Raw genomic sequence first — 24,774 nt, forward strand, 5'->3', positions numbered from 1 at the left:
ACTCGGCGGGCGGTTACGCCTGCGAGAGGGTGAGGACCACGTCGTCGCCGGGGGCGGCGGGCACGAAGTCGGCCTCGATCTCGGCGCGCTCCAGGAGCTCGTTCATGCGGCGCTGGCGGTGGCGCGGGATGAGCGTCACGACCGTGCCCTGCTTGCCGGCGCGGCCGGTGCGGCCGGAGCGGTGCAGGTAGGTCTTGTACTCGTCCGGGGCGTCGGCCTGGATGACCAGGTCGATGTCGTCGACGTGGATGCCGCGGGCGGCGACGTCGGTCGCGACCAGCACGTTGACCCGCCCGCTGGTGAGCTGGTGCAGGTTGCGCGTGCGGCGCGACTGGTTCAGGTCGCCGTGCAGGCTGACGGCGGGGATTCCGGCGTCCTCGAGCTGGTCGGCCAGCATCTCGGCGAACGCACGGGTGCGCGAGAAGATCAGCGTCTTGCCGTCGCGGTCGGCGAGCTGCTCGATGATGGCGGCCTTGTCGCGGTGCTCGATGACGAGCACGCGGTGGTCGATGGTCGAGGACGCCTGGTCCTCGCCTGCGACCTCGTGCACGGACGGCTCAACGAGGAACTCGTCCACGAGCTGGGCGACGCCGGTGTCGAGGGTCGCCGAGAACAGCAGCTTCTGGCCGCCCTCGGAGGTGCGACGCAGGATGCGCTGCACCGGCTCCAGGAAGCCGAGGTCGCACATGTGGTCTGCCTCGTCCAGCACGCTGATGACGACCTCGCTGAGATCGAGGCGGCCCTGCTCCACGAGGTCCTCGATGCGCCCGGGGGTGCCGATCACGATGTCGACGCCGCGCTGGAGGGCGCCGACCTGGCGGCCCTGCGGCACGCCGCCGTAGATCTGCGTGGTGAAGAGGCCGACGCTGCGCGCGATGGGCTGCACGGTGCGGTCGATCTGGAGGGCGAGCTCGCGGGTCGGCGCGAGGATGAGCGCGCGCGGGGCGCGGCCGAGCTGGCGCTTGCCGCCGGCCTTGCCGGACTCGGCCCAGAGCTGCATGAGCCGCTCGACCAGCGGGGCGCCGAAGGCGATCGTCTTGCCGGAGCCGGTGCGGCCACGGCCGAGCACGTCCTTGCCCGCGAGCACGTCGGGGAGGGTGGCGGCCTGGATGGGGAACGGCTTCTCCGCGCCGAGCTCGGCCAGGGCGCGGACGACGTTGCCGCCGAGGCCCAGGTCGGCGAAGGTCACGCCCTCGACGTCGGCGGCCTGGATGGCGTCGGCCTCCAGGCGTGCGAGCACCACGTCGTCCTGCGGGCCGGACGACTGCTTCTCGTCGCGCGACGGGTAGAAGGAGGAGTCGCGGCGCGGGGCGCGCTCGTCGCGGTCGAAGTCGCGACGGGGACGGTCGCCGGAGTCGCGGCGCGGAGCGCGGTCGTCCCGGTCGAAGGTGCGGCGCGGACGCTCGTCGTTGTCACGACGCGGGGCACGGTCGTCCCGGTCGAAGGTGCGGCGCGGACGGTCGTCGTTGTCACGACGCGGGGCACGGTCGTCGCGGTCGAAGGTGCGGCGCGGACGGTCGTCGTTGTCACGACGCGGTGCGCGGTCGGCCCGGTCGAAGTCGCGACGGGGACGGTCGTCCCGGTCGAAGGTGCGGCGCGGACGCTCGTCGTTGTCACGACGCGGCGCGCGGTCGGCCCGGTCGAAGTCGCGACGGGGACGGTCGTCCCGGTCGAAGGTGCGGCGCGGACGCTCGTCGTTGTCACGACGCGGTGCACGGTCGTCCCGGTCGAACGTGCGACGCGGGCGCTCGTCATTGTCACGACGCGGTGCGCGATCGTCACGGTCGTAGCTGCGACGCGGACGGTCGTCCTGATCGCGACGCGGCGCGCGATCGTCGAAGCTGCGGCGCGGACGGTCGTCCTCGCGCCGGCCCGCGTTGGCGCGGTTGTCCCACTCGCGCTCGGTGCGGCGGGCGTCCTTGCCGCGAGGCTCCCAGTTGGGGCGCTCGCCACGGCCGGTGCGCTCGGCGCCACGGGCGTCGCCGCGGCTGCCGTAGGTGTCGCGGCCGCGGGCGGCACGGTCCTCGGCGGTCCAGCGGTTCTTCGCGCCGGGAGCCTCCTCGCGGTAGCCGCGGTGCTTCGGGCTGCGCGAACCTGCGCCCTTCGGCGCGCCGGACTGCGACGGTCGTCGGTCGTTGTTCTTGTTGTACGGGGGCATGCGTGTTCTTCCTGGGTTTTTCTCTGAAATGCGCGGCGGCGCGCTGAAGCGCACCGGAGAATCCCCGGCAGACATCGCCTGGGGCCGTTCACGTCGTGATGAATCCGCGAAACCGTCTGGTTGCGGAACCGGCCCGCTTGACTTACAAACCCATCCGCGCGACAAAAAGGCGCGGTGTCAAGAGCCGACCTCCCAACGATACAGGATGACGCCTGGGAAGACGCTGCCGATCCGCGACTCCTGCCGGGCCGCGGAGACCGGGGTATACATGGGGCATGTCCTCCGTCGACGCGATCGTCATCGGTTCCGGCCCCAACGGGCTCGCGGCCGCCGTCACCCTCGCCCGCGCCGGGCTGAAGGTCCACGTCTACGAGCGCAACGCGACGCCGGGCGGCGGGATGCGGACGGAGGAGGTCACCCTCCCCGGCTTCCGGCACGACATCTGCTCCGCGGTGCACCCGCTGGCGCTCGCGTCGGGCTTCTTCCGCCGGTTCGGGCTGGCGGACCGCGTCCCGTTCCTCACCCCGTCGGCCTCCTACGGGCATCCGCTTCCCGGCGGGGAGGTCGCCGTCGCCTACCGCGACCTGGAGCGCACCGCCGACGCGCTCGGCCCGGACGGCCCCGCCTGGCGCGCCCTCCTCGGCCCGCTCGCGCGCAACGCGGACGCGGTCGCGCAGTTCACCGGGTCGTCGCTGCTGCAACTGCCGCGGAACCCGGTCGTCGCCGCGCGCTTCGGGCTGGCGGCGCTGTCGCAGGGCGGCCCGTGGTGGAGCCTGCCGTTCCGCACGCCGAAGCCGGGCGCCCTCCTCACCGGTGTGATCGCGCACGCGACGCTGCCGCTGCCCAGCCTCGCCGCGGCGGGTGCAGGCCTCGCCCTCGCGACGTACGCGCACGCGCGCGGCTGGCCCATCCCGGTCGGCGGCTCGCAGGCGATCGCGGACGCGATGGTCGACGACCTCCGCGCGCACGGCGGCGAGGTGATCACCGGCGCCGACATCCAGTCGCTCGGGGAGCTCCCCGACGCGCGCGCCGTCCTGTTCGACACCCACGTCGCCATCGCCGCGCGGCTCGGCGCGGACCTCCTGCCCGCCGACTACCTCCGCCGCGTCGCCGGATTCCGCGACGGCAACGGCGTCTTCAAGGTCGACTTCGCGCTGTCCGGCCCGGTGCCGTGGACGAACCCCGAGCTGCTGGAGACCGCGACCGTGCACCTCGGCGGCGAGCGCGGCGCGATCGCCCGCTCCGAGCGCGTGGTGGCCGCCGGGCGGGAGAGCGACGACCCCTACGTGCTCGTCTCCCAGCCCACCCTGTTCGACCCATCGCGCGCTCCGGCCGGGAAACACGTGCTCTGGGCGTACACGCACGTCCCGCGCGGCTCCACGTCGGATCGCAGCGAGGCGGTCATCGCGCAGATCGAGCGGTTCGCGCCCGGCTTCCGCGACCTGATCCTCGCGAAGACCACCCGCACCGCGCACGAGCTGGAGGGCTATAACCCCAGCTACATCGGCGGCGACATCTCCTCCGGAATGCCCGACCTGTCGCAGCTCGTCATGCGGCCGGTGCTGTCGGCCGATCCGTGGCGGATGCCGGGCCGCGGGCTGTACCTGGCCTCGTCCTCCGCTGTGCCGGGGCCGGGCGTGCACGGGCTGGCCGGGTATTACGCGGCACGCAGCGCCCTCCGGCACGAGTTCGGGGTGACCGGGATGCCGTCGCTTGCCCCGGAGTCGCGTGCCGAGCGCCCGAGCGCCCCCGCGAGCGGTTTCACCGAGGAGGAGGTCGCCTGATGTCTGTCAACGTCCGCCGGTTCACCTGCACGCCGGAAGAAGTGTTCACCGCACTCGCCGACCCGTGGGTCTTCCCGACCTGGGTCGTCGGCGCCTCGCGGATGCGGGGAGCCGACGGCCGCTTCCCGGAACCGGGCTCCCGGCTGCACCACTCCATCGGCATCTGGCCGTTCGTGCTCAACGACGAGACGACCGTGGAGGAGTGGGACCCGCCCAAGCGGCTCGTGCTCCACGCGAAGACGCGCCCGGTCGGGACCGAGCGCGTGCTCATCGAGGTGATGCCGCGCGGGAAGGGCTGCCTGGTGCGGATGGAGGAGTACGCCATCACCGGCATCGCCGCGCGCATCCCCGCCGTCATCGCCGACCCGATCCTGTGGGTCCGCAACCGCGAGGCGCTGCGTAGGCTCGAATGGGTGGCGCGCGGGATCAGCCGCCAGAAGGCGCGCTCCGGGAGCTGAGCACGCGACGAAACGTGCGTGAAACAGCGTCTGGCTACCATCGACGCATGACCACCAGCGTGTCCGCCGAGCCCGCCCGCTCCCCCGGCGTCGCCGAGCTGCTGCGCCTGAGCGACGAGTTCACCTTCGCGCTCTACCCGGCCGAGAGCTGCTACCTGCTCGACGTCTCGGAGCTGGAGCACCCGGGCGTGACCGTGTTCGTCGGCCGCGACGAGGACGGCACGGCGCTCGGCATGGCCGCGCTCGTCCGGAAGTCCGACGGCAGCGCCGAGCTCAAGCGCATGTTCGTCCACGCGGACGCGCGGGGCCGCGGGCTGGCCGGCAGCCTGCTGGGCGCCGTGGAGGCCGAGGCCCTCCGCGCCGGCGTCGCGACCCTGCAGCTCGAGACCGGCCCGCTGCAGCACGCCGCGATCGCGCTGTACGAGCGCCGCGGCTACACGCGCATCCCGAACTTCGGCGACTACGTGGGCGACCCGCACTCGGTCTGCTACGCGAAGGAGCTCTGACCGGCGCTAACTGCGCTGCGCCACCTTCTTCTTGAGGAAGATCAGCGGCAGCAGCCAGCCGCCGAGCGCCGTCACGACCCAGACGACGAGCGCGGCGAGGATCCAGGTCAGGAAGTCGTCCACCCGGATGCCGCCCGGCAGCAGCGAGGCCACCAGCAGCGCGACGAGCGTGGAGACGAGCCCGATCCCGCCGAGAAGCGCGGACGCGTACTTGCGGGCGAGATTGAAGATGAAAGGCGCCAGGATGCTCTGCGCCGCCGCGAAGACGAGCACGGCGACCAGGAGGCCCTCCCAGTCGAGGTGGAAGCCGGGAAGCACCCAGGAGGCGACCAGCAGGCCGAGCGCGGCGGTGACCACGAAGATCGCCGCGCGGATCAGGAATCTCACCATGCCCGAAGGGTAGCGGCCTCCCGAGCGGGCGAGAACACCCCTTCTCGCGGGCGCATCGGGCCGCTAGCCTGGCGCCACCGTCCAGGAGGGGGCACCGTGACCGAGCAGAAGACCACCCCCGACCAGAGGGCCGCCCTCCAGCCGAAGGCCACCCTGCGCGGTTGGACGATCGCACTCCTCGTCGTCGGCGCGGCCCTCGTCCTCATCGCGGGCGGGACGATCGCCGGAGCCTTCGCGTTCGCCGCGATCTCGGCCGGCCGCAGCGGCACCTGCGACGCCGCCCAGGTCGCGGACGAGGTGCTCCCGAGCGTGGTCACCATCAGCGTCACCGGCGCTCGCGGGTCGAGCAACGGCAGCGGTGAGGTCATCACTGAGGACGGCTACATCCTCACGAACAACCACGTGATCTCGGACGCGGCGTCGGGCGCGAAGCTCGCGGTGCGGTTCAGCGACGGCCACCAGCTCCCCGCCGAGCTCACCGGACGCGACCCGAAGACCGACCTGGCGGTCATCAAGGTGAAGGACGACCAGCCGCTGCCGGTCATCGCGACGGGCGACTCCGGCGCGCTCGTGGTGGGTCAGCCCGTGGTCGCGCTCGGCGCCCCGCTCGGCCTCTCCTCGACCGTGACGGCCGGCATCGTCAGCGCGCTGGGGCGGACCGTCCCGGTGCCGAGCGACGACGACAGGAACGCGATCCTGGCCGGCGCCATCCAGACCGACGCGTCGATCAACCCGGGAAACTCGGGCGGCGCGCTCGTGGACTGCGCCGGCCGCCTCGTCGGCGTCCCCACGGCGATCGCGACGGTGCCCGGCTCCAACGGCCAGGCGAGCACCGGCAGCGTGGGGATCGGGTTCGCCGTGCCGGAGTCGCTCGCACTGCCGATCGCGCACGAGCTGATCGCGCACGGCGAGGTCACGCATCCGGATGCCGGACTCACCGTGGTGCCGATCCCGCCGGCCGCGGCGGCGGCGTTCGGGGTGGACGGCGGGCTGTTCGTGCAGTCGGTCGTGTCGGGCGGCCCCGCGCAGCAGGCCGGCCTGCGGGTCGGGGACGTGATCACCGCCGTGAACGGCAACCCGGCCACCGACATCGACGAGCTGACCGCGATCCAGGTCACCAGCAAGCCGGGCGACGAGGTGAAGGTCGACTACGTGCGCGACGGGACGGCGCACACCACGACCGTCACGCTCCGGTAGCCGCCGAGGTCAGCTGCCGCGGATGCGGCGGGAGAGCTCGGCCGCGGCGTCGCTGACGCGCGCGGCGAGGGCGTCCCACTCGGCAGGCGGGATGTTGTCGCGCGGGAAGGTGACGGCGATCCCGGCGGCGGGCCAGCCGGCGTGGTCACGCACCGAAACGGCGACGGAGGCGAAGCCGGGCGTCACGTCGCCGTCCTCGGTGGCGTAGCCGCGCTCGCGTGCCTCGGCGACCAGCCGGCGCAGCTCGGCGTACGAGTGCGGGCCGGCTCCGGTGCGGTCCTCGAACGCGTCGGCGTCCGGGTACAGCGCGCGGAGCTGCCCGGCCGGGAGCGAGGCCAGCAGTGCGCGGCCGCTCGCCGTCAGGTGCGCGGGGAGGCGGACGCCGACGTCGGTGACGAGGCGCGGCCTCCTTGGCGCCCGCTCCTCGACGATGTAGACGACGTCCCTGCCGTGCAGCACCGCGACGTGGCCGGACTCGCCGATCGCGTCCACCAGCGCGGCGACGATGGGACGGCCGAGCCGGCTGAGCGGCTGTTGGCGGGAGAACCCGCTCGACAGCTCGTACGCCGCGACGCCGAGCCCGTAGCGCCGCGCCTCGGGGAAGTGCAGGACGAAGCCGTGCTCGGTCAGCACGGTCAGCAGGTGGTAGACGGTCGAGCGCGGGAGGCCGAGGGCGGAGGCGAGCCCGGCGGCGGGGACCGGGCCGCGCTGGGTGGCGAGGTAGGCGAGGACGCGCAGGGTGTTCTCCGCGGCGGGGACCTTGCTCATGGACGCTCCTGTGTACTGGGCGGCGATGCCGTGTCTGGTATCCCGGACACCGATGAGCCTAACCCCCGGGCGCGCCGGATGGTCTCCGGCGCATGATCGGAGCATGTCCGCCTTCACCACCGGTTCCACCTCCGCAACCACCTCCCGCGACGCCGCCGACGCAGCGCCCGTCACCGTCGGCGCCCGCCCGCTCACCATCGCCGAGGTCGTCGCGGTGGCCCGCCACGACGCGCCCGTGCAGCTCGACGTCGCTGCGCTCGACGCCGTGCAGGCCTCCCGCGCCATCATCGAAGCGCTCGCCGACGACGTCGAGCCGCACTACGGGATCTCCACCGGCTTCGGCGCGCTGGCGACCACGTTCATCCCCGAGGAGCGCCGCGCGCAGCTTCAGGCCTCCCTCGTCCGCTCGCACGCGGCCGGGTCGGGCCCGGAGGTCGAGCGGGAGGTCGTCCGCGCCCTCATGCTGCTGCGCCTGGCCACGCTGATGACCGGCCGCACCGGCGCCCAGCGCCGCACGGTCGAGACGTACGCCGCGCTGCTCAACGCGGGCATCACTCCGCTCGTCCGCGAGTACGGCTCGCTCGGCTGCTCCGGCGACCTCGCGCCGCTGGCGCACTGCGCGCTCGCCGCGATGGGCGAGGGCCAGGTGCGCGTCGACGGCGAGCTCGTGGAGGCCTCCGACGCCCTCGCCGCCGCCGGCATCGAGCCCGTCGTCCTCGCCGAGAAGGAGGGCCTCGCGCTCATCAACGGCACCGACGGGATGCTCGGGATGCTCTCGCTCGCGCTGCACGACCTCGGCGGCCTGCTCACCACGGCCGACATCACCGCGGCGATGAGCGTGGAGGCGCTGCTCGGCACCGACGCGGTGTTCGCGGCCGACCTCCAGGCGCTGCGCCCCCAGGCCGGCCAGGCGGTCTCCGCCGCGAACCTGCGCGGGCTGCTCGCGGACTCCCCGCTCGTGGCCAGCCACAAGGGCCCCGAGTGCACGCGCGTGCAGGACGCCTACTCGCTGCGCTGCTCCCCGCAGGTGAACGGCGGGGCCCGCGACACCGTGGCCCACGCGACGATGATCGCCGAGCGCGAGCTTGCCTCCGCCATCGACAACCCGGTGCTCACGCCGGACGGACGGGTGGAGTCGAACGGCAACTTCCACGGCGCGCCCGTCGCGTACGTGCTCGACTTCCTCGCGATCGTCGTCGCGGACGTCGCGAGCATGTCCGAGCGGCGGACCGACCGCTTCCTCGACCCGGCGCGCAACCAGGGGCTGCCGCCCTTCCTCGCGCACGAGGTCGGTGTGGACTCCGGCCTGATGATCGCGCAATACACGGCGGCCGGGATCGTGTCGGAGCTCAAGCGCCTGGCCGTGCCCGCCTCGGCGGACAGCATCCCGTCGTCCGCGATGCAGGAGGACCACGTGTCGATGGGCTGGGCCGCCGCCCGCAAGCTGCGCCGCGCGATCGACGGGCTGAGCCGCGTGCTCGCCATCGAACTGATGACCGCCGCCCGCGGCGCGGACCTGCGCGCCCCGCTGCGCCAGGGCCCGGCGACCGGCGCCGTGACGGAGGCGCTGCGCGCGACCGTCCCCGGCCCCGGCCCGGACCGCCACCTCTCCCCCGAGATCGAGGCCGCCGTCGCCTTCGTCGCCTCCGGCGCCGCCGTCGCCGCAGCCTCCTCGGCACTCACCACCCCCCTCCACTAACCCCCCTCCATCTCTCCCGGACTTTTGTACGCGACACGCCGAGGCGGGGCGTACACAACTCCAGAACAGATGGCTACCGAACGTAAGGAGCAGGAGATGCAAGGATCGCGACCGGTACGGGCGCCGCGCGGCACGGAGCTCAGCGCGAAGAGCTGGCAGACCGAGGCGCCGCTGCGCATGCTGATGAACAACCTCGACCCGGAGGTGGCCGAGCGGCCGGACGACCTGGTCGTCTACGGCGGCACCGGCCGCGCGGCGCGGAGCTGGGAGGCGTACGACGCGATCGTCGCCACCCTCCGCGACCTGGAGGCCGATGAGACGCTGCTGGTGCAGTCCGGCAAGCCGGTCGGTGTGTTCCGCACGCACGAGTGGGCGCCGCGCGTGCTCATCGCCAACTCCAACCTGGTCGGCGACTGGGCGACGTGGCCCGAGTTCCGTCGCCTGGAGGCGCTCGGCTTGACGATGTACGGCCAGATGACCGCCGGCTCCTGGATCTACATCGGCTCGCAGGGCATCCTGCAGGGCACGTACGAGACCTTCGCGGCCGTCGGCGACAAGAGGTTCGGCGGCTCGCTCGCCGGCACCCTCACCCTCACCGGCGGCTGCGGCGGCATGGGCGGCGCGCAGCCGCTGGCCGTCACCCTCAACGGCGGCGTGGTGCTCATCGTGGACGTCGACCGCACCCGCCTGCAGCGCCGCGTCGATCACGGCTACCTCGACGAGCTCGCCGACGACATCGACGACGCCATCGCCCGCGTGCTCGCTGCCAAGGACGAGCGCCGCGCCCTCTCGGTCGGCCTCGTCGGCAACGCCGCCGCGGTGTTCCCCGAGCTGCTGCGCCGCGGCGTCCCGATCGACATCGTCACCGACCAGACCAGCGCGCACGACCCGCTGAGCTACCTGCCCGAGGGCGTCACCGTCGAGGAGTGGCACGACCGCGCCGCCGCCGACCCCGAGGCGTTCACCATCGCCGCACGGCTGTCGATGGCGAAGCAGGTGGACGCCATGGTCGGCTTCCTCGACGCCGGCGCCGAGGTGTTCGACTACGGCAACTCCATCCGCACGGAGGCCGAGCTCGGCGGCTACGACCGCGCGTTCGCCTTCCCCGGCTTCGTGCCCGCCTACATCCGGCCGCAGTTCGAGGAGGGCCGCGGCCCGTTCCGGTGGGCGGCGCTCTCGGGCGACCCGGCGGACATCGCCGCGACAGACCGCGCGATCCTGGAGCTGTTCCCCGACGACGACAAGCTGCGCCGCTGGATCACCCAGGCCGGCGAGAAGGTGCACTTCGAGGGCCTCCCCGCCCGGATCTGCTGGCTCGGCTACAAGGAGCGCCACCTCGCCGGCCTCAAGTTCAACGAGATGGTCGCCTCAGGCGAGCTCTCGGCGCCGATCGTGATCGGCCGCGACCACCTCGACTCCGGCTCGGTGGCCTCCCCCTACCGGGAGACCGAGTCGATGAAGGACGGGTCGGACGCGATCGCCGACTGGCCGCTCCTCAACGCCCTGCTGAACACCGCTTCGGGCGCGACCTGGGTGTCGCTGCACCACGGCGGCGGCGTCGGGATCGGCCGCAGCATCCACGCCGGCCAGGTCGTCGTCGCGGACGGCACCGTGCTCGCGGCCGAGAAGATCGAGCGCGTGCTCACCAACGACCCGGGCACCGGCGTGATGCGGCACGTGGACGCCGGGTACGAGCACGCGGCGGAGGTCGCGCGCGAGCGTGGGCTGCGCATCCCGATGCAGGAGGCCGCCGCGGCGACCGTCTCGGAGCCGGGCGCCTGATGTCGCGCGCGACGCTGCTGACCGGGATCGGCGAACTCGTCACCCTGGACCCCGCCCACCCCGGACCGCTCGGCATCCTCCCCGACGCGGCCCTGCTGGTGGTGGACGGGCGGGTCGAGTGGACCGGGCCCGCGTCCGCGGCGCCGCGCGACGACGCCGACGAGGTCGTGGACGCGGGCGGCGCCGCCGTCATCCCCGGGTTCGTCGACAGCCACACGCACCTCGTCTTCGGCGGCGACCGCTCGGCGGAGTTCGAGGCGCGGATGGCCGGTCGGCCGTATTCCGCTGGCGGCATACGCAGCACGGTGACGGCGACGCGAGCGGCCTCCGACGACGAACTGCGCGGGCGGCTGGCCGGTTTCGTAAGCGAGCTGCGCTCCCAGGGCACCACGACGTTCGAGATCAAGAGCGGCTACGGCCTGACCGTGGAGGACGAAGCGCGCATCCTCCGGATCGCGCGCGAGGTCACCCCGGAGACCACATTCCTCGGCGCGCATGTGGTGCCCGCGGAGTACGCTTCCGACCCGGAGGCATACGTTGACCTGGTCACCGGCCCGATGCTGGACGCCTGCGCCCCCTACTCCCGCTGGGTCGACGTGTTCTGCGAGACCGGCGCGTTCACCGTGTCGCAGTCGCGGCGCATCCTGGAGTCCGGCGCCGCGCGCGGGCTCGGCGTGCGCGTGCACGCGAGCCAGCTCGGCCCGGGCGACGGCGTCGCGCTGGCCGTCGAGCTGGACGCTGCGAGCGTCGACCACGGCACCTACCTGACCGACCGCGACGTAGAGCTTCTGGCGGGATCGCAGACGGTCGCGACCCTCCTGCCCGGCGTCGAGTTCTCGACCCGCCACCCGTACCCCGACGCCCGCCGCCTCATCGACGCCGGCGTGCGCGTGGCGCTGGCGAGCGACTGCAACCCCGGCTCGTCGTTCACGTCGTCGATGCCGTTCTGCATCGCGGTCGCGGTGCGCGACATGGGGATGACGGTCGCGGACGCTCTGCGGGCCGCGACGCTCGGTGGCGCGGAGGCGCTGCTCCGGGAGGACGTCGGGCACCTGCGGCCCGGCGCCCGCGCCGACTACGTCGTGCTCGACGCGCCCTCGTGCGTGCACCTGGCGTACCGCCCCGGAGTCCCGCTGGTCGCGCGCACGCACGTCGCCTGACCCGCATCATTCGTGCCGAATGTGGCGTTTCGCGGCGCCGCAGCCGCGATTCGGCACGAATGTGCAGAACGGCGATTCGTGCCGAATGTGCGGTTTCGCAGCGCGAAACGCGACATTCGTGCCGAATCGCGGCCCGCGTCAGCGCGACGCGAGGCCGGCGGCGGCCTCGAGGACGAGGAGCGCCGCGAGGCGCACGGTGCGCTGGTCAGGGGTGTCGGCGGTGGCGTCGACCTCCGCGATGTCGATCGAGCGGACGCGGGAGTCCGCGCCCGCGAGTCGCGCGAACCTCCGCAGCTCCCACGCCGCGATCCCGCCCGGCACCGAGGCAGGGCATCCGGGGGCGACGGCGCGGTCGCACACGTCCACGTCTAGGTCCACGTGAACAGGGCCGCCGGCGGCGCCCGCGACCTCCAGGGCCTCGGCCATCACGTCCTCGACCGGGCGGCGGTGGAGGTCGTCGCGCGGGATGACGGTGATGCCGTACTCCTGCGCCCGCAACGCGTACTCGGCCGAGTTGGCGAAGTCGGCGATGCCGATCTGGACGATCCGGCGGCCGTCGAGTCCGGCCTCCACGAGCCGGCGCACGGGCGAGCCGTTGGAGACGCCGTCGCGGAGGTCGTGGTGGGCGTCGAGCGTCACGAGCCCGGCCGTCGACGCCTCGTCGCCCCAGGCGCCGAGGGCAGCCGGGACGGTGAGGGAGTTGTCGCCGCCGACCGCGACGGTCAGGCGCGAGCGCGAGACGGCCTCCCGCACGGCGTCGATCGCCCGGCGCTCGCCCTCGGGGCCGTCCGGCTCCGCCACGTCGCCGGCGTCGGCGAACCGGAGCGCCTCGACCGCCAGCTCGGGAACGTGCAGCGAGTAGCGCCGCAGCGCCTCCCGCACGGCGCCCGGTGTCGCGTGCGCGCCCGTCGGTGACAACGACGTGCGCCAGGTCGGGAGGCCGATCATCGACACATCGACCGTCCCGTCCGGGAGCTCGGCGAGCGACGGCCAGGAACCGGCGCGGGGCCAGAGGGGATCGACGGAGAGGCTCATACCGCGACGCTAGCAATGCCCGCCCGCGCCGGCGCCCGCCACCCCGCCTCCGCTGTCTGGGATCCCGGACGCACGCCTTCCCCACAAAGCCGAGGGGCACGTAAACGCCCCTAAAAGCGCGTTTTCAGGGCGTTTACGTGCCCCTCGGCGGGATGGTGGTCAGAGCTGTCGGCCGCCCGCAGGGGTCGTGAACACCGGGGGCTCCGGCGACTCGCCGTCCGGCGCGCCTCCGGCGGGGCCGCCCGTAGCGGCCGCATCGCCACCCTTCGCCGCCCGGCGGGCGATGCGGCGCTCGCGCGCGCCCTCCACCAGGTTGTACAGGGTCGGCAGCACCACAAGGGTCAGCACCGTGGACGAGATCAGGCCGCCGATCACCACGATGGCGAGCGGCTGCGAGATGAAACCACCATGGCCGGTCACGCCCAGCGCCATCGGCGACAGGGCTGCGATGGTCGCAAGCGCGGTCATCAGGATCGGGCGCAGACGACGGGAGGCGCCGTGCACGACCGCGTCGCCGACCGTCAGACCCCTCGCGCGGTACTGGTTGACGAGGTCGATGAGCACGATCGCGTTGGTCACCACGATGCCGATCAGCATCAGCACGCCGATGAGCGAGGCGACGCCGAGCGGGATGCCGGAGGCGAGCTGCAGCAGGATGGCGCCGGTCGCCGCGAACGGCACCGAGACCAGGAGGAGCAGCGGCTGCCGCAGCGAGCGGAACGTCGCCACCATGACGATGTAGACGATCAGGATCGCCGCGAGCAGCGCGAGCCCGAGCTGACCGAAGGCGCTCGACTGGCTGGACGAGACACCGCCGATCTTCGCCGTGGCGCCGGCCGGGAGGTCGGCGGCCTTGAGCGCCGTGGTGACATCCGCGTTGGCGGTCGTCAGGTTGTCGGTGGCCGGCGTCGCCGTGACCGTGGAGGTCCGCAGCCCGCGCTCGGTCGTCACGGTCGACGGGCCCTTGGCCTCGGTGACGGTCGCCACGGAGCTCAGCGGAACGACGCCCTTCGCGGTCGGGATCGGCAGGTCGGACAGCCCGGCGACCGTGGTCGGCGGGTTGTCGCTCTGCAGGTAGATGTCGAGCGTCGAGTTCTCGATCGCGACGGAGCCGATCTGGGTCGGCTGCATCGCCTGGGAGACGAGCGTGCCGACCGCGACCTCGCTGAGGCCGGCCTCCGCCGCCTTCGTCCGGTCGACGCTCACCGACACGTAGGGCAGCGACGCGCTCAGGTTGTCGGTGACCTGCTTGAGCGACTGGTGCTTCTTCAGTTCGGCGACGACGGAGTCGGTGGCCTTCTGGAGGTCGGCGTTCGAGCTGGCGCTGATGTCCACCTCGATGTCGGTGGAGCCGCCGAACCCGCTCGACGCGGACACGGTGATGTCACCGGCGCCGGTGATCGACGCCATCTCGTTCTGGATGGTCGTCTGGAGCTTGTCCTGGTCGGCGTTCGCGTCGGTCGTGACCGAGAACGTCGTCGCGCCGCCACCACCGGTGAACGCGTCGCGCAGCGACGATCCGCTGGAGCCGATCGAGACCTGCACGGTCTTCACGCCGTCGGTGTGCAGGAGCTTGTCCTCCACCGTGCGCGCGGCGTCGTCCTTCGCCTGGAGGCTCGCGCCCGGCGCGAGGGTCTGCGACACGGTGAGCGAGTTCTGGCCGCTCGAGCCGAGGAAGTTGGTCTTGAGCAGCGGGACGGAGAAGAAGGTCAGGATCAGCACGATCACCGCGGCGACGACGGTCAGCACAGAATGCTTCAGCGTCCAGCGGATGATCGGGAGGTAGCCCCTCTGCAGGAACGACGGGTGCTCCAGCTCGTCATGGCCAGAGGCCGTCGCCTCGGCCACCGACAGGTGCGCGGCCTCGTCGTCCGACTCGCCGCCCTCGTGCTTGCGGGCCTTCGGCGCGCGCAGGAACCAGTACGCGAGCACCGGCACGATCGTCAGCGCGACCAGCAGCGACGAGAGCAGCGCGATGGTGACGGTCAGCGCGAACGGCCGGAACAGCTCGCCCGTGACGTCGCCGACGAACGCCAGCGGCAGGAACACCGCGACGGTCGTGATCGTGGAGGCCGTGATCGCCCCTCCGACCTCCCGCACCGCGCGGATGATCGTGACGGCCCGGTCCACGCCGGGCACGAGTTGCCGTTTGATGTTCTCGATGACGACGATCGAGTCGTCCACGACGCGGCCGATCGCGATGGTGAGCGCGCCGAGCGTGATGATGTTGAGCGTGTAGCCGCTCGCCCACATCACGATGAAGGTGATGAGCACGCTGGTCGGGATGCTGACCACCGTCACGAGCGTGGAGCGCACCGACAGCAGGAACACCAGGATGACGATGACCGCGAACACGAGGCCGAGCAGGCCCTCCTCGGCGAGCGAGTTGATCGACTGCGTGATGAACGGCGCCTGGTCGAAGACGACGGTGATCTTGGCGTTGTTCCCGAGCTTGGTCTCCAGGCTCGGGATGAGTGCGGACACCGCGTGCGAAACCGCGACGGTGTTGGCGGAGGGCAGCTTGGTCACCGCGATGGTGAGCGCGGGCTTGCCGTTGACGCGGGAGAGCGAGGTGATCGGGTCGTCGTTCTGCACGACCGTCGCGACGTCGCCGATCGTGTGCGGGGTCGAGTTGGCGGCGGCTGCGGCGGCCGCAGCGGCGGCGGCCTGACTGGAGGCCGCGCCTCCCGCGGTCGCCCCTCCCGAAGCAGCACCCGCGGCACCGCCGGTCGCCCCGGTCGCGCCCGACGAAGCCGTCGCACCCGTGGACGACTTGATCAGCGGCAGCGCCTGGATGTCCGCAACCGACGTGAGCTGCGCCCCCGACTGGATGGTGAGCGTCTGGCCGTTCTCGGTGATCGATCCGCCGGGCAGCAGCACGCCGTTCTGCTGCAGCGCGTCCTTGATCGCCGACGAACTGAGTCCCGCCGCCGCGAGCTTGGCGTTGTCCGGCGTGATGGTGATGCGCTGGCCGACCTCGCCGACGAGCTGGGCGTCGTTGACCCCGCTCACGGCCTTGATGTCGGGCAGGGCGAGCTTGGTGATGTCGTCGCCGAGCGTGCGCTGATCGGTGTCGCTGCTCACCGCGAGCTGGATGACGGGAAGGTCGTCGATCGAGCCCGAGAGCACCTGCGGGTTCACCCCGGACGGCAGCGTCGACTTGATGCGGTTGATCGCCTGGTCGATCTTCTGCTCGGCCGTCGCCAGGTCGGTGCCGTACGTGAACTTCGCCGTGATGATCGACTGGTTCGTGCTGCTGACCGCGGACGTGGAGTCGAGGTCCGGCACGCCCTGGATGGCGGCCTCCACCGGCGTGCTCACGTCGTGGTTGACGACCTCCGGCGATGCGCCGGGGTAGGTCGACAGCACGACGAGCTGCGGGAACGTGATCGACGGCGCGAGCTCCTGCTTGAGGCTGGTCAGCGCGTAGCCGCCGAAGATGGCGGCCACGATGGTGACGAGCGCGATGAGGGCGCGGTTCTTCATGCTGAGAACGGCGAGATAGTGCACGGAGGGTCCCCTCGGCGGAAGTGATCGGACTGACGGCGACGACAGAGGCGCTGCAGAAGTCTCTCATTGCAGGCTGTGCAATTTCCTCATGCCGTGGTACGACTTGGGCCAGGAACCAGGGTCCCACGACTCAGCGCCGGAGGCTCAGCGCAGGCCGCGGATCACCGTCAGGAGCAGGGTCTCCAGGCTCTCGCGGAAGTCGATCCGGAAGCGCGCGAGCTCGGGGTCGAGCTCGTAGGCCTCCGCCATGCCGGGCGAGAGCCGGCAGGTCGACCAGATGCCGCCGATCCCGAGGGTCACCGCGCCGACGAAGACCAGCGTGCCGCGCGGGTCGTCGCCGATCCACGGCTCCGCCAGCGCGCCGAGCCGGGCCGCGTCGCCGAGCAGCGCGCGCTTGTAGGCGAGCGCGACGGGACCGGAGATGTTGTGCTCGAGGATGCCGGGCGCGGCCGCGCACAGTTCGGCGAAGACGGGACGGTCGGCGGCGGTGTCGGCCACAGCCTCGGCGAGGGATTCGGGCGTGCGGTCGGCGACCGCGGCCAGCCGCTCCTCCAGCGCGTCGAGCCAGGCCGCGAACTCGCGCCCGTAGAGCTCCAGCAGCACGGCCTCCCGGGACTCGAAGTAGCGGAGTACGTTCGACTTCGCGAGGCCGACGCGGCGAGCGAGCTCGTTGAGGCTGAGGTCGGCCACACGCGTGTCGGCCAGCATGGCCGCAGCCGCCGTGAGGATGTCCTCCCTGCGCCGCGCGCGCTGCTCCTCGCTCCGCGCCCGGCTGAACGTCGCCTGGGACATCGCCCTCCCTCTTGCTAACAGACCATCGGTCTATTAGCGTATCCCGTAACAGACCAGCGGTTCATTATTTCACGATCAGCGGAGGAAACCGTGTACAACGTCCCCGACCAGACTGGACGGCACCTCGTCGTCACCGGCGCCAACAGCGGCACCGGCAAGGAGGCCACCGCTCGGCTCGCCGCCGCGGGCGCCCGCGTGACGATGGCCGTGCGCTCGCTCGAGAAGGGGGAGGCCGCCCGCGCCGAGCTCCTCGCCCGCGTCCCCGGCGCCGACCTCCGGCTGCGGCGGATCGACCTCGCCGACTTCGCCAGCGTGCGCGCATTCGCCGAGGGGATCCTGGCCGATGGCGAGCAGATCGACACCCTGGTCAACAACGCCGGCGTGATGATCCCGCCGAAGCGGATCGAGACGGTCGACGGGTACGAGCTGCAGTTCCAGAGCAACTTCCTCGGCCCGTTCCTGCTGACGAACCTGCTGCTGCCGCGCCTCCTGGAGGCGCCGAAGCCGCGGGTGGCGACGATGTCGAGCGGGACGGCCGACTTCGGGTCGATCCACTTCCGTGACCTGCAGTTCGAGCGGCGCTACAGCGCTCCGCGCGCCTACGCGCAGTCCAAGCTGGCCGACCTCCTGATGTCCCTCCGCCTCGCCGAGCTCTCGGAGACGCGCGGCTGGGGGCTGCTCAGCACAGCGGCGCACCCCGGCTACACGCGCACCAACCTGCAGACCGCCGGCCGCAACCTCGCCCGCGGGGACGCGAAGCAGCTCCAGCCGTCCAGCCGCACCCTTCTGCCCTCGCAGGGCGTGGAGCAGGGGGCCGAGCCGCTGCTGTTCGCCGCCGCCGACCCGGGCGCGGTGCAGGGCGGGTACTACGGTCCGTCGCGGATGGCGCTGGTCGGCCCGACCCACCGCGCGCAGATCCCCCGCAGCGCCCGGGGTCGCGACCTCCCCGCCTCGCTGTGGGCGGTGGCCGCGGAGCTGACGGGCGTGGACGCTCAGACCACGTTGGGCAGCGCAACCGCGTCGAAGTAGGGCGCGGGCTCCGTCGAGGCGACCGTCCAGGCCCGCTCCAGCGCGGCGAAAGCCCGTCGCGTCTCGTCCTCGCTGTACGTGATCGGGATGCGCAGGAACCGCTCGAACGCGCCGTCCAGCCCGAACCGCGGGCCGGCCGCGATGAGGAGGCCATGGTTGCGCGCGGCGAGCGCGAGCGACGAGCTGACCGGCGCGCCGATCCCGATCCACGCCGCGAGGCCGCCGTGCAGGCGCGGGATGCGCCACTCGGGGAAGACCTCCCCGGCCAGCTGGCGCACGGTCTCCCGGCCCGCGGCGAGCTGCACACGGCGCTCTTCGAGGATCTCCCGTGTCTGCGGCAGCATCCGCGCGACGACGAGCTGCTCGATCATGGGCGTGCCGAGGTCGGTGGAGGGCTTCGCCGCGATCAGCCGTTGGATCAGCGGGCGCTCGGCGCGGATCCAGCCGATCCGGAGGCCGCCCCAGAGGCTCTTGGAGGCCGAGCCGATCAGCAGCACGGGCGCGTCGCCGGCCTGGCGGTGGGCGTAGGTCGGCAGCGGCAGGTACTCGCCCGGCCGGTCGATGTCGAGGTCGGCCGTCGTCTCGTCGCCGACCACGACCGTCCCGTGCGCCGCCGCGGCGGCGAGGATGCGCTCGCGGGTCGCCGGCGACATGGACGCGCCGGTCGGGTTGTGGAAGTCCGGGATCAGGTAGGCCAGCGCCGGGCTGGCGCGCCGGATCGCCTGCTCAGCGGCGTCGGCGTCCCAGCCGTCGTCCCCGGCGGGCTCGCGGCCGTCCGGGTCGAGGGCGTGCGGGGCGTCGTCCGGTGGCGTTACCGTGATCGGGAGGAGCCGGGCGCCGGCCAGCCGCAGGGCCTCGGTCGCGTGCGGGTAGGTGGGCATCTCGACGAGGGCGCGGTCGCCGCGGGACAGGAAGGTGCGGGCGATGAGCGCGATGGCCTGTTGCGCGCCGACCGTCACGAGTACCTGGTCGGCCGTGGTCGGGAGGCCGCGCTCGGCATACCGGTCGGCGATGGCCTGGCGGAGGTGCGGCAGACCGACCGGGTCGTAGCCGGAGTCCGGGAGGAAGTGCGGCAGCTCCTCGGCGGCAGCGCGCGCGGCGGCCGGGAGGGAGGCCGCGGCGGGCAGGGCCGCCTTGGTGAAGTCGAGCATCCCCTCCCCGCCGGTCATCGGCAGGGCCAGCGCGGGGCCGGGGAGGCGCGCGACGCTGCCGGAGCCGCGCACGCTGTCGAGGAAGCCGCCCTCCCGGAGCTGCCGGTACGCGGCGCTGACCGTGGTGCGGCTCAGGTCGAGCCTGCCGGCGAGGTCGCGCTCGGCCGGGAGTCGCGTGCCGATCGGGATGCGGCCATCCAGCACGAGCAGGCGGACGCGGTCGGCCAGCGACTGGTAGCCGGGGGCCGCGCCGCGCCAGTCGCCGAGCAGCGACTCGAGCGAGCGGGCGGAGAGTTGAGCGTCGGGCATGCGGGCCACTTTATCCGGATTGGCCTCTTGATGTAAGGCCAATCGAGCGATTGGATTATCAGCGTGTCCCGCTCCTTCCTCACCCGGCGCCTCGGCCAGCTCCTGGTCGGGCTGTTCCTGTACGGCATCGCCATCGCGCTGATGGTGCGGGCGGGGATCGGCGTCTCACCGTGGGACGTGCTGGCGCAGGGCGTCTCGTACAAGACGGGCATCCCGTTCGGCCTGGTGACCAACCTGGTCGGCCTCGTCGTGCTGGCCTTCTGGATCCCGCTGCGGCAGCGGCCGGGACTCGGGACCGTGCTCAACGTCCTCCTGGTCGGGCCGAGCGCGCAGCTCGGGCTCTGGATCATCCCGCAGCAGACCGTGCTGTGGGCGCAGGTCCTGGTGTTCGTCGCCGGACTGCTGCTGCTGGCCGTCGCCACCGGCCTCTACATCGGGCCGAAGCTCGGGCCGGGGCCGCGCGACGGGCTGATGACCGGCCTCCACGCCCGCACCGGCCGGCCGATCTGGGCCGTGCGGACGGCCATCGAGGTCACGGTGCTCATCATCGGCTGGTTCCTCGGCGGCAACGTCGGCGTCGGGACGCTCGCGTTCGCGCTGCTGGTCGGGCCGCTGTGCAGCCTCACCCTCCCGTTCTTCGCCATCCGGATGCCGGAGCCCGCGCCTGCGGACGCCGAGCTGGAGGGCGAGCTCGAAGGCACGGCGGAGCAGGGCCCCGGCCTCCGCGCGGAGGGTGCCGACGAGCGGGATGCCGTCCGTTTCGACGTGCGGGACGGCATCCTGCTCGAATCCGACGCGGCGACCCGCTCGCGCGCGGCTGACCGCGCGGACTCCCCCCTGGTGCGCGGCCCGCAACCCGACCGCGCGCCGGCCGAGCCTCCGGCCCCGCGCCGCGGCGCCCGCCTCATCGAGGCCCACTGGCTCGACGACCGCCTCACCGGCCGCACCCGCCGCGCCTAGCGCCGCGCGCCGAGACGGCGCAAAGTGGGGCCCAATCCGCCCAGACGGCTGACCTTCCGCCGCCTCGCTGTTCAGCCACGCGGCGCGAAGTGGGGGCTGGAGCGCCGAGGCGGCGGAGAATGCGCCGCCTCGGCGCGCGCCGCCTACGCGAGGTGGGTGGCGGCGTAGATGCGGAGGGTGTCGCGCACGAAGGTGGCGCCCTCCTCGCCGCCGTAGTTGGCGGCGAAGCGCGGGTCGGCGACGTACATGTCGCCGAGTCCGGTCAGGTACGCGGCCGGCGGGGCGCCCGTGCCGTAGCCGGGCGTGCCCGGGATGTCGGCCAGCCAGTCGGCGTGCCGGCGGGCGAGCGCCTGCGCCTCCTCCGACGCGGGGTCGACCCCGCGCGCGGCGGCGGCCGTCCAGTCGGCGGCGAGCGCCTTCTGCCGCTGCTGCCAGCCGGCGCGCTCCTCGGCGGTCATCCCCCGCCACCAGCGGTCGGACGACGCGTACGCGTCCTTCCCCCAGCGCTCCTCGACCTCCTCCTTGTACTGGGTGTGGTCGAAGCCGTCGAACATCTCCTCAGCCACGATCTCCCCTCCTTCCTCCACAGCGTGGATCGTCGATTCGACCGACGCGATCTGCCGCGCCAGCCGTTCCCGCTCGGTCCGCAGCCACGTCAGGTGGTCGCGCAGGGCGGGGACCGCATCCCGCCTGTCGTCGAGCACGCGGGCGATGGCCGGGAGGCCGAGCCCGAGGTCCCGCAGCAGGAGGATGCGCTGCAGCCGCACGAGGGAGTCGCGGTCGTAGTGGCGGTAACCGTTCGCGGCGACCCGGCTCGGCGGGAGCAGGCCGAGCTCGTCGTAGTGACGCAGCGTCCTGCTCGTCGTGCCGGCGATGCGCGCGATGTCCTGGATGCTCCAGTCCACGGTCGCCTCCACCATGTCCGTCTCCTCTCGTGGGGTGCAAGAACCACGGTAAAGGTTGACGTTACGTCAAGGTCAAGCGCGGCGCGATACTGTCGTGCGTGTGCGTGAGCTCCGTTCCCTGACCGTCGTCGCCCCCGGCATCCTCTTCGCCGAGGGTCCGGCCTCCAACTGGACCGTCTTCCACGGGCACGGGCACGTCGAGCTGGTCGACTGCGGCTATCCGGCCGACCGCCCGCTGGTCGAGGAGTCGATCCGCTCGACCGGGCTCGAGGTGTCGGCGCTCACGCGCATCATCGTCACGCACGGGCACTCGGACCACCTGGGCGCGGCGCGCGACTTCAGCGAGCGCTCCGTGGTGGAGGTGCTGGCCGCCGCGAGCGAGCTGCCGAACGTCCGCCGCGAGATCACCGAGCAGGTCACCGTCGCCGACCTGCTGCCGGTTGCCCTCCGCCGTGGCACGATATCCTGGGCCGTCTCGGCCATCCGCGCAGGGGGCCTCGGCGACGTCGGAGTCCCAGCCGCGCAGGCGATCGCGGCCGAGGTGATCGCGCTGTCGACCGGCCACCGCCTGGAGGTGCTGCCGACACCCGGCCACACGACCGGGCACACCTGCTTCTTCGAGCCGGACGCCGAGGCGCTGATCACCGGCGACGCACTCGTCACCGGGCACGCACTGCTCGCCGGCGCGGGGGAGCTGCAACAGCTGCCGACGCTCTTCCATCACGACGCCGACGGGGCGGAGGCGAGCGCGCAGCGGCTCAGCCTGTGCGACGCGCGCTGGGTGCTGCCGGGCCACGGTCCTGCGCTGCGGCTGTAAGGCGCGCTACCGCTTCGCCCTGGCCGACACCGTCTGCTGCTCGTCCGACCCCGTCCGCTCCCCGGCTGCAACCGGCGGCACCGCCAGCTCCCCGGGCGCCGCGAACTCGCTCTGCTCCCCGAGCGCGATCGGCGTGTTGTGGATGTGGATGCGCGCACGCGCCGCCGACGCCGGCGCCAGCGGACGCCGCGCGACCGGGCGCACCGGCTCGCCGCGACGGTCCTGACCCGGCAACGGACGCGACCGGCGGCCGTAGATCAGCGACGACGAGTCGAGCAGCCACGGCACGAGGGCGACGGTGACGCCGTGGCACAGCATGAGCTGCTTGCTCAGCCGCCGGGCGCGGTGGTTGTGCAGCAGCGACTCCCACCAGTGCCCGACGATGTACTGCGGCAGGTAGACCGTCACGACCTCAGAGCCGTGCTCCTCGCGGCGGTGCTTGAGGTACTTCATCACCGGGACGCCGAAATCGCGGTACGGCGACTCGATCACGGTGAGCGGCACGTGGATGTTCTGCTCGATCCACTGCCGCTGCAGCTTCTGCGTCGCCTCCTCCTCGATCGAGACGTGCACGGCCTCGATGGAGTCGTGGCGGGCGGCGATCGCGTAGTCCAGCGCCTTGAGTGCCGGCTTCTGCATCTTGCCGATCAGGACCACCGCGTGGTCGCCGACGCTGCCGAAGGTCGTGACCGGGTCGACCTCGATCTCCTTCTCGACGTCCCGGTAGTACCGGTTCACGCCGAGCATGAGGAACCAGAGGATCGGCATGAAGATGAACACGAGGTACGCGCCGTGCGTGAACTTCGTGATGGTGACCACGATGAGCACGACGAACGTCAGCGTCGCGCCGAACGCATTGATGCAGAGCGAGCGGACGATGCTGCTGCGCTCCCGCTGGCTCAGCACCGCAGCGCCGTCCTTGCCACTGCCGCGCAGCAGAGTGACCCAGTGCTTCACCATCCCGGACTGGCCGAGCGTGAACGACACGAAGACGCCGATGATGTAGAGCTGGATGAGCTGGGTCAGGTTCGCCTGATAGACGAGCAGCAGGACCGTGGCGGCGAGCGCCAGCAGGATCATGCCGTTCGAGTAGACGAGGCGGTCGCCGCGGGTGTTGAGCGCCTTCGGGGCGTAGGAGTCGCGGGCGAGCACCGAGCCGAGCAGCGGGAATCCGTTGAACGCGGTGTTCGCGGCGAGCAGCAGCACGACCGCGGTCGCGGCCTGCACGATGAAGAAGAAGAAGGTGTTGTTGCCGAACGTGGCCGCGGCGATCTGCGCGATGAGCGAGCGCTGCGGGGAGGTCGCGCACTGCGCCCAGCCCTGGAGGTCGCACGGGTTCTCCGCGTAGTGCACGCCGCTGATCAGGGCCGTCACGGTCAGGCCGGCGAACAGGACGATCGCGATGCCGCCCATCAGCGCGAGCGTGGTGCGGGCATTGCGGATCTTCGGCGTGCGGAAGGCGGGCACGCCGTTGGCGACGGCCTCCACACCGGTCAGCGCGGAACAGCCGCTGGAGAACGCGCGCAGCAGCAGCAGGACCACCGCGGCCTGCGTGATGCTGCTGGTGTGCACGCTGTAGCCGGCGGACTCGGCGACCGGTGCGTGGCCGAACGCGGTGCGGACCAGTGCAGTGACGACCATCACGAAGATGCTGCCGATGAAGATGTAGGTGGGGAGCGCGAACGCCTTGCTCGACTCCCGCACGCCGCGGAGGTTGACCGCGGCGAGGATGATCACGCAGATCACCGCGAGCTCGACGCGCCACGGCGCGAGGCCAGGCAGCGCCGAGATCACGTTGTCGACACCGGACGCGACCGACACAGCGACGGTCAGCACGTAGTCGACCAGGAGGGCGGAGGCCACGATCAGGCCGGCCTTCTCACCGAGGTTCTTGTGCGCGACCTCGTAGTCGCCGCCTCCCGAGGGGTAGGCCTTGACGAGCTGCCGGTAGCTCAGCACCACCGTGATCATCAGGACGACGACGGCCGCCGCCACCCAGGGGGCGAACGTCAGGAACGACAGGCCGCCGAGCAGCAGGATCATCAGGAGTTCCTGCGGAGCGTAGGCGACGCTGGAGAGTGCGTCTGACGCGAAGATCGGGAGTGCAAGGTGCTTCGGGAGTAGCTGTCCTTCGAGCTTTTCGCTCGGAAGCGGGTCGCCGATCAGCCACCGCTTCGGGGATCTCCCCTCATTTGTCACGAGGGACGACACTACTCGCTGCCAAAACCCTGTCAAATCGGCGCGTCGCGTCGTCGCCGGAACGCGATTCCACAGACGCTTGGTCCGCACCCCGCGAGGCATCCGTTGCCGCGGATTCTCGCGGGATTCGGCTCGTCATCGGCCTCACTGGGAGCGAGATGAGCA

Annotated in this window: 19 protein-coding genes; 10 read left to right on the forward strand and 9 right to left on the reverse strand. The window is 72.4% G+C overall.

What is annotated here, in order from left to right:
• Positions 1 to 13: 13 nt before the first annotated feature.
• The gene (locus tag ABH923_RS08735) at positions 14 to 2,158 is read right to left on the reverse strand and encodes a DEAD/DEAH box helicase (RefSeq protein ID WP_370054969.1); all 2,145 of its coding nucleotides are present in this window, start codon (positions 2,156 to 2,158) and stop codon (positions 14 to 16) included.
• Between the two features lie 275 nt (positions 2,159 to 2,433).
• Here ABH923_RS08735 and ABH923_RS08740 point away from each other — a divergent pair, with 275 nt between their 5' ends.
• Genes ABH923_RS08740 through ABH923_RS08750 form a run of 3 tightly spaced genes read left to right on the forward strand, consistent with a single transcriptional unit; the run spans position 2,434 to position 4,906 of the window.
• The gene (locus ABH923_RS08740; protein ID WP_370054970.1) at positions 2,434 to 3,942 is read left to right on the forward strand and encodes a phytoene desaturase family protein; all 1,509 of its coding nucleotides are present in this window, start codon (positions 2,434 to 2,436) and stop codon (positions 3,940 to 3,942) included.
• Positions 3,942 to 4,400: an SRPBCC domain-containing protein gene (locus tag ABH923_RS08745; RefSeq protein WP_370054971.1), complete on the forward strand. Its 459-nt coding sequence runs from the start codon at positions 3,942 to 3,944 to the stop codon at positions 4,398 to 4,400. The genes ABH923_RS08740 and ABH923_RS08745 overlap by 1 nt, the downstream gene beginning before the upstream one ends.
• Positions 4,401 to 4,447: 47 nt before the next feature.
• Positions 4,448 to 4,906, forward strand: a complete 459-nt coding sequence (locus ABH923_RS08750) for a GNAT family N-acetyltransferase (RefSeq protein WP_370054972.1) — start codon at positions 4,448 to 4,450, stop codon at positions 4,904 to 4,906.
• A gap of 6 nt (positions 4,907 to 4,912) precedes the next feature.
• On the opposite strand, the gene ABH923_RS08755 is transcribed toward ABH923_RS08750, so the two are convergent.
• Positions 4,913 to 5,296 carry a phage holin family protein gene (locus tag ABH923_RS08755; protein ID WP_370054973.1) on the reverse strand — a complete coding sequence of 128 codons (384 nt, stop codon included), beginning with the start codon at positions 5,294 to 5,296 and terminating at the stop codon, positions 4,913 to 4,915.
• A gap of 96 nt (positions 5,297 to 5,392) precedes the next feature.
• On the opposite strand from ABH923_RS08755, the gene ABH923_RS08760 reads away from it, so the two are divergent.
• A complete protein-coding gene (locus tag ABH923_RS08760; protein ID WP_370054974.1) occupies positions 5,393 to 6,493 on the forward strand; it encodes a S1C family serine protease in 1,101 nt (366 codons plus the stop codon).
• A gap of 9 nt (positions 6,494 to 6,502) precedes the next feature.
• Here the strand turns inward: ABH923_RS08760 and ABH923_RS08765 are convergent, their stop codons facing one another.
• The gene (locus tag ABH923_RS08765; RefSeq protein WP_370054975.1) at positions 6,503 to 7,261 is read right to left on the reverse strand and encodes an IclR family transcriptional regulator; all 759 of its coding nucleotides are present in this window, start codon (positions 7,259 to 7,261) and stop codon (positions 6,503 to 6,505) included.
• A gap of 103 nt (positions 7,262 to 7,364) precedes the next feature.
• On the opposite strand from ABH923_RS08765, the gene hutH reads away from it, so the two are divergent.
• The 3 genes from hutH (at position 7,365) to hutI (ending at position 11,902) form a co-directional block, all read left to right on the forward strand.
• A complete protein-coding gene (hutH, locus tag ABH923_RS08770; RefSeq protein WP_370054976.1) occupies positions 7,365 to 8,960 on the forward strand; it encodes a histidine ammonia-lyase in 1,596 nt (531 codons plus the stop codon).
• A gap of 96 nt (positions 8,961 to 9,056) precedes the next feature.
• Positions 9,057 to 10,742 (forward strand): urocanate hydratase, encoded by a 1,686-nt coding sequence (hutU, locus tag ABH923_RS08775; protein ID WP_370057323.1) that lies wholly within the window; start codon positions 9,057 to 9,059, stop codon positions 10,740 to 10,742.
• A complete protein-coding gene (gene hutI / locus ABH923_RS08780) occupies positions 10,742 to 11,902 on the forward strand; it encodes an imidazolonepropionase (RefSeq protein WP_370054977.1) in 1,161 nt (386 codons plus the stop codon). The genes hutU and hutI overlap by 1 nt, the downstream gene beginning before the upstream one ends.
• 138 nt (positions 11,903 to 12,040) lie before the next feature.
• On the opposite strand, the gene ABH923_RS08785 is transcribed toward hutI, so the two are convergent.
• The 3 genes from ABH923_RS08785 to ABH923_RS08795 form a co-directional block, all read right to left on the reverse strand.
• Complete coding sequence (locus tag ABH923_RS08785) at positions 12,041 to 12,937, reverse strand: arginase family protein (protein WP_370054978.1); 897 nt, start codon at positions 12,935 to 12,937, stop codon at positions 12,041 to 12,043.
• A 159-nt stretch (positions 12,938 to 13,096) separates the two neighbouring features.
• Positions 13,097 to 16,447 (reverse strand): efflux RND transporter permease subunit, encoded by a 3,351-nt coding sequence (locus tag ABH923_RS08790; protein ID WP_370054979.1) that lies wholly within the window; start codon positions 16,445 to 16,447, stop codon positions 13,097 to 13,099.
• A gap of 144 nt (positions 16,448 to 16,591) precedes the next feature.
• Complete coding sequence (locus ABH923_RS08795; RefSeq protein WP_370054980.1) at positions 16,592 to 17,239, reverse strand: TetR family transcriptional regulator; 648 nt, start codon at positions 17,237 to 17,239, stop codon at positions 16,592 to 16,594.
• A gap of 90 nt (positions 17,240 to 17,329) precedes the next feature.
• Between ABH923_RS08795 and ABH923_RS08800 the strand changes: the two genes are divergently transcribed.
• A complete protein-coding gene (locus tag ABH923_RS08800; protein ID WP_370054981.1) occupies positions 17,330 to 18,268 on the forward strand; it encodes an SDR family oxidoreductase in 939 nt (312 codons plus the stop codon).
• Here the strand turns inward: ABH923_RS08800 and ABH923_RS08805 are convergent.
• On the reverse strand, positions 18,232 to 19,728 hold the full coding sequence (locus ABH923_RS08805; protein ID WP_370054982.1) for a PLP-dependent aminotransferase family protein: 1,497 nt from the start codon (positions 19,726 to 19,728) through the stop codon (positions 18,232 to 18,234). The two genes, ABH923_RS08800 and ABH923_RS08805, sit on opposite strands and share 37 nt — an antisense overlap.
• 63 nt (positions 19,729 to 19,791) lie before the next feature.
• On the opposite strand from ABH923_RS08805, the gene ABH923_RS08810 reads away from it, so the two are divergent.
• Positions 19,792 to 20,688 carry a YitT family protein gene (locus ABH923_RS08810; RefSeq protein WP_370054983.1) on the forward strand — a complete coding sequence of 299 codons (897 nt, stop codon included), beginning with the start codon at positions 19,792 to 19,794 and terminating at the stop codon, positions 20,686 to 20,688.
• Positions 20,689 to 20,831: 143 nt separating this feature from the next.
• Here the strand turns inward: ABH923_RS08810 and ABH923_RS08815 are convergent, their stop codons facing one another.
• Positions 20,832 to 21,593, reverse strand: a complete 762-nt coding sequence (locus ABH923_RS08815) for a MerR family transcriptional regulator (protein WP_370057325.1) — start codon at positions 21,591 to 21,593, stop codon at positions 20,832 to 20,834.
• 100 nt (positions 21,594 to 21,693) lie between these two features.
• On the opposite strand from ABH923_RS08815, the gene ABH923_RS08820 reads away from it, so the two are divergent.
• Positions 21,694 to 22,410, forward strand: coding sequence for an MBL fold metallo-hydrolase (locus ABH923_RS08820; protein ID WP_370054984.1), 717 nt, complete (start codon positions 21,694 to 21,696; stop codon positions 22,408 to 22,410).
• Positions 22,411 to 22,416: 6 nt separating this feature from the next.
• On the opposite strand, the gene ABH923_RS08825 is transcribed toward ABH923_RS08820, so the two are convergent.
• Positions 22,417 to 24,576, reverse strand: a complete 2,160-nt coding sequence (locus ABH923_RS08825) for an APC family permease (protein WP_370057326.1) — start codon at positions 24,574 to 24,576, stop codon at positions 22,417 to 22,419.
• Between the last annotated feature and the right edge of the window lie 198 nt (positions 24,577 to 24,774).

The sequence above is a fragment of the Leifsonia sp. EB41 genome (assembly GCF_041262565.1).
GTDB lineage: Bacteria > Actinomycetota > Actinomycetes > Actinomycetales > Microbacteriaceae > Leifsonia.

Coding starts and splice junctions, on each gene's coding strand:
- ABH923_RS08745 (WP_370054971.1), top strand. CDS start 3,942: ATGTCTGTCAACGTCCGCCGGTTCACCTGCACGCCGGAAGAAGTGTTC.
- ABH923_RS08755 (WP_370054973.1), bottom strand. CDS start 5,296: ATGGTGAGATTCCTGATCCGCGCGGCGATCTTCGTGGTCACCGCCGCG.
- hutU (WP_370057323.1), top strand. CDS start 9,057: ATGCAAGGATCGCGACCGGTACGGGCGCCGCGCGGCACGGAGCTCAGC.
- hutI (WP_370054977.1), top strand. CDS start 10,742: ATGTCGCGCGCGACGCTGCTGACCGGGATCGGCGAACTCGTCACCCTG.
- ABH923_RS08765 (WP_370054975.1), bottom strand. CDS start 7,261: ATGAGCAAGGTCCCCGCCGCGGAGAACACCCTGCGCGTCCTCGCCTAC.
- ABH923_RS08785 (WP_370054978.1), bottom strand. CDS start 12,937: ATGAGCCTCTCCGTCGATCCCCTCTGGCCCCGCGCCGGTTCCTGGCCG.
- hutH (WP_370054976.1), top strand. CDS start 7,365: ATGTCCGCCTTCACCACCGGTTCCACCTCCGCAACCACCTCCCGCGAC.
- ABH923_RS08735 (WP_370054969.1), bottom strand. CDS start 2,158: ATGCCCCCGTACAACAAGAACAACGACCGACGACCGTCGCAGTCCGGC.
- ABH923_RS08740 (WP_370054970.1), top strand. CDS start 2,434: ATGTCCTCCGTCGACGCGATCGTCATCGGTTCCGGCCCCAACGGGCTC.
- ABH923_RS08750 (WP_370054972.1), top strand. CDS start 4,448: ATGACCACCAGCGTGTCCGCCGAGCCCGCCCGCTCCCCCGGCGTCGCC.
- ABH923_RS08795 (WP_370054980.1), bottom strand. CDS start 17,239: ATGTCCCAGGCGACGTTCAGCCGGGCGCGGAGCGAGGAGCAGCGCGCG.
- ABH923_RS08805 (WP_370054982.1), bottom strand. CDS start 19,728: ATGCCCGACGCTCAACTCTCCGCCCGCTCGCTCGAGTCGCTGCTCGGC.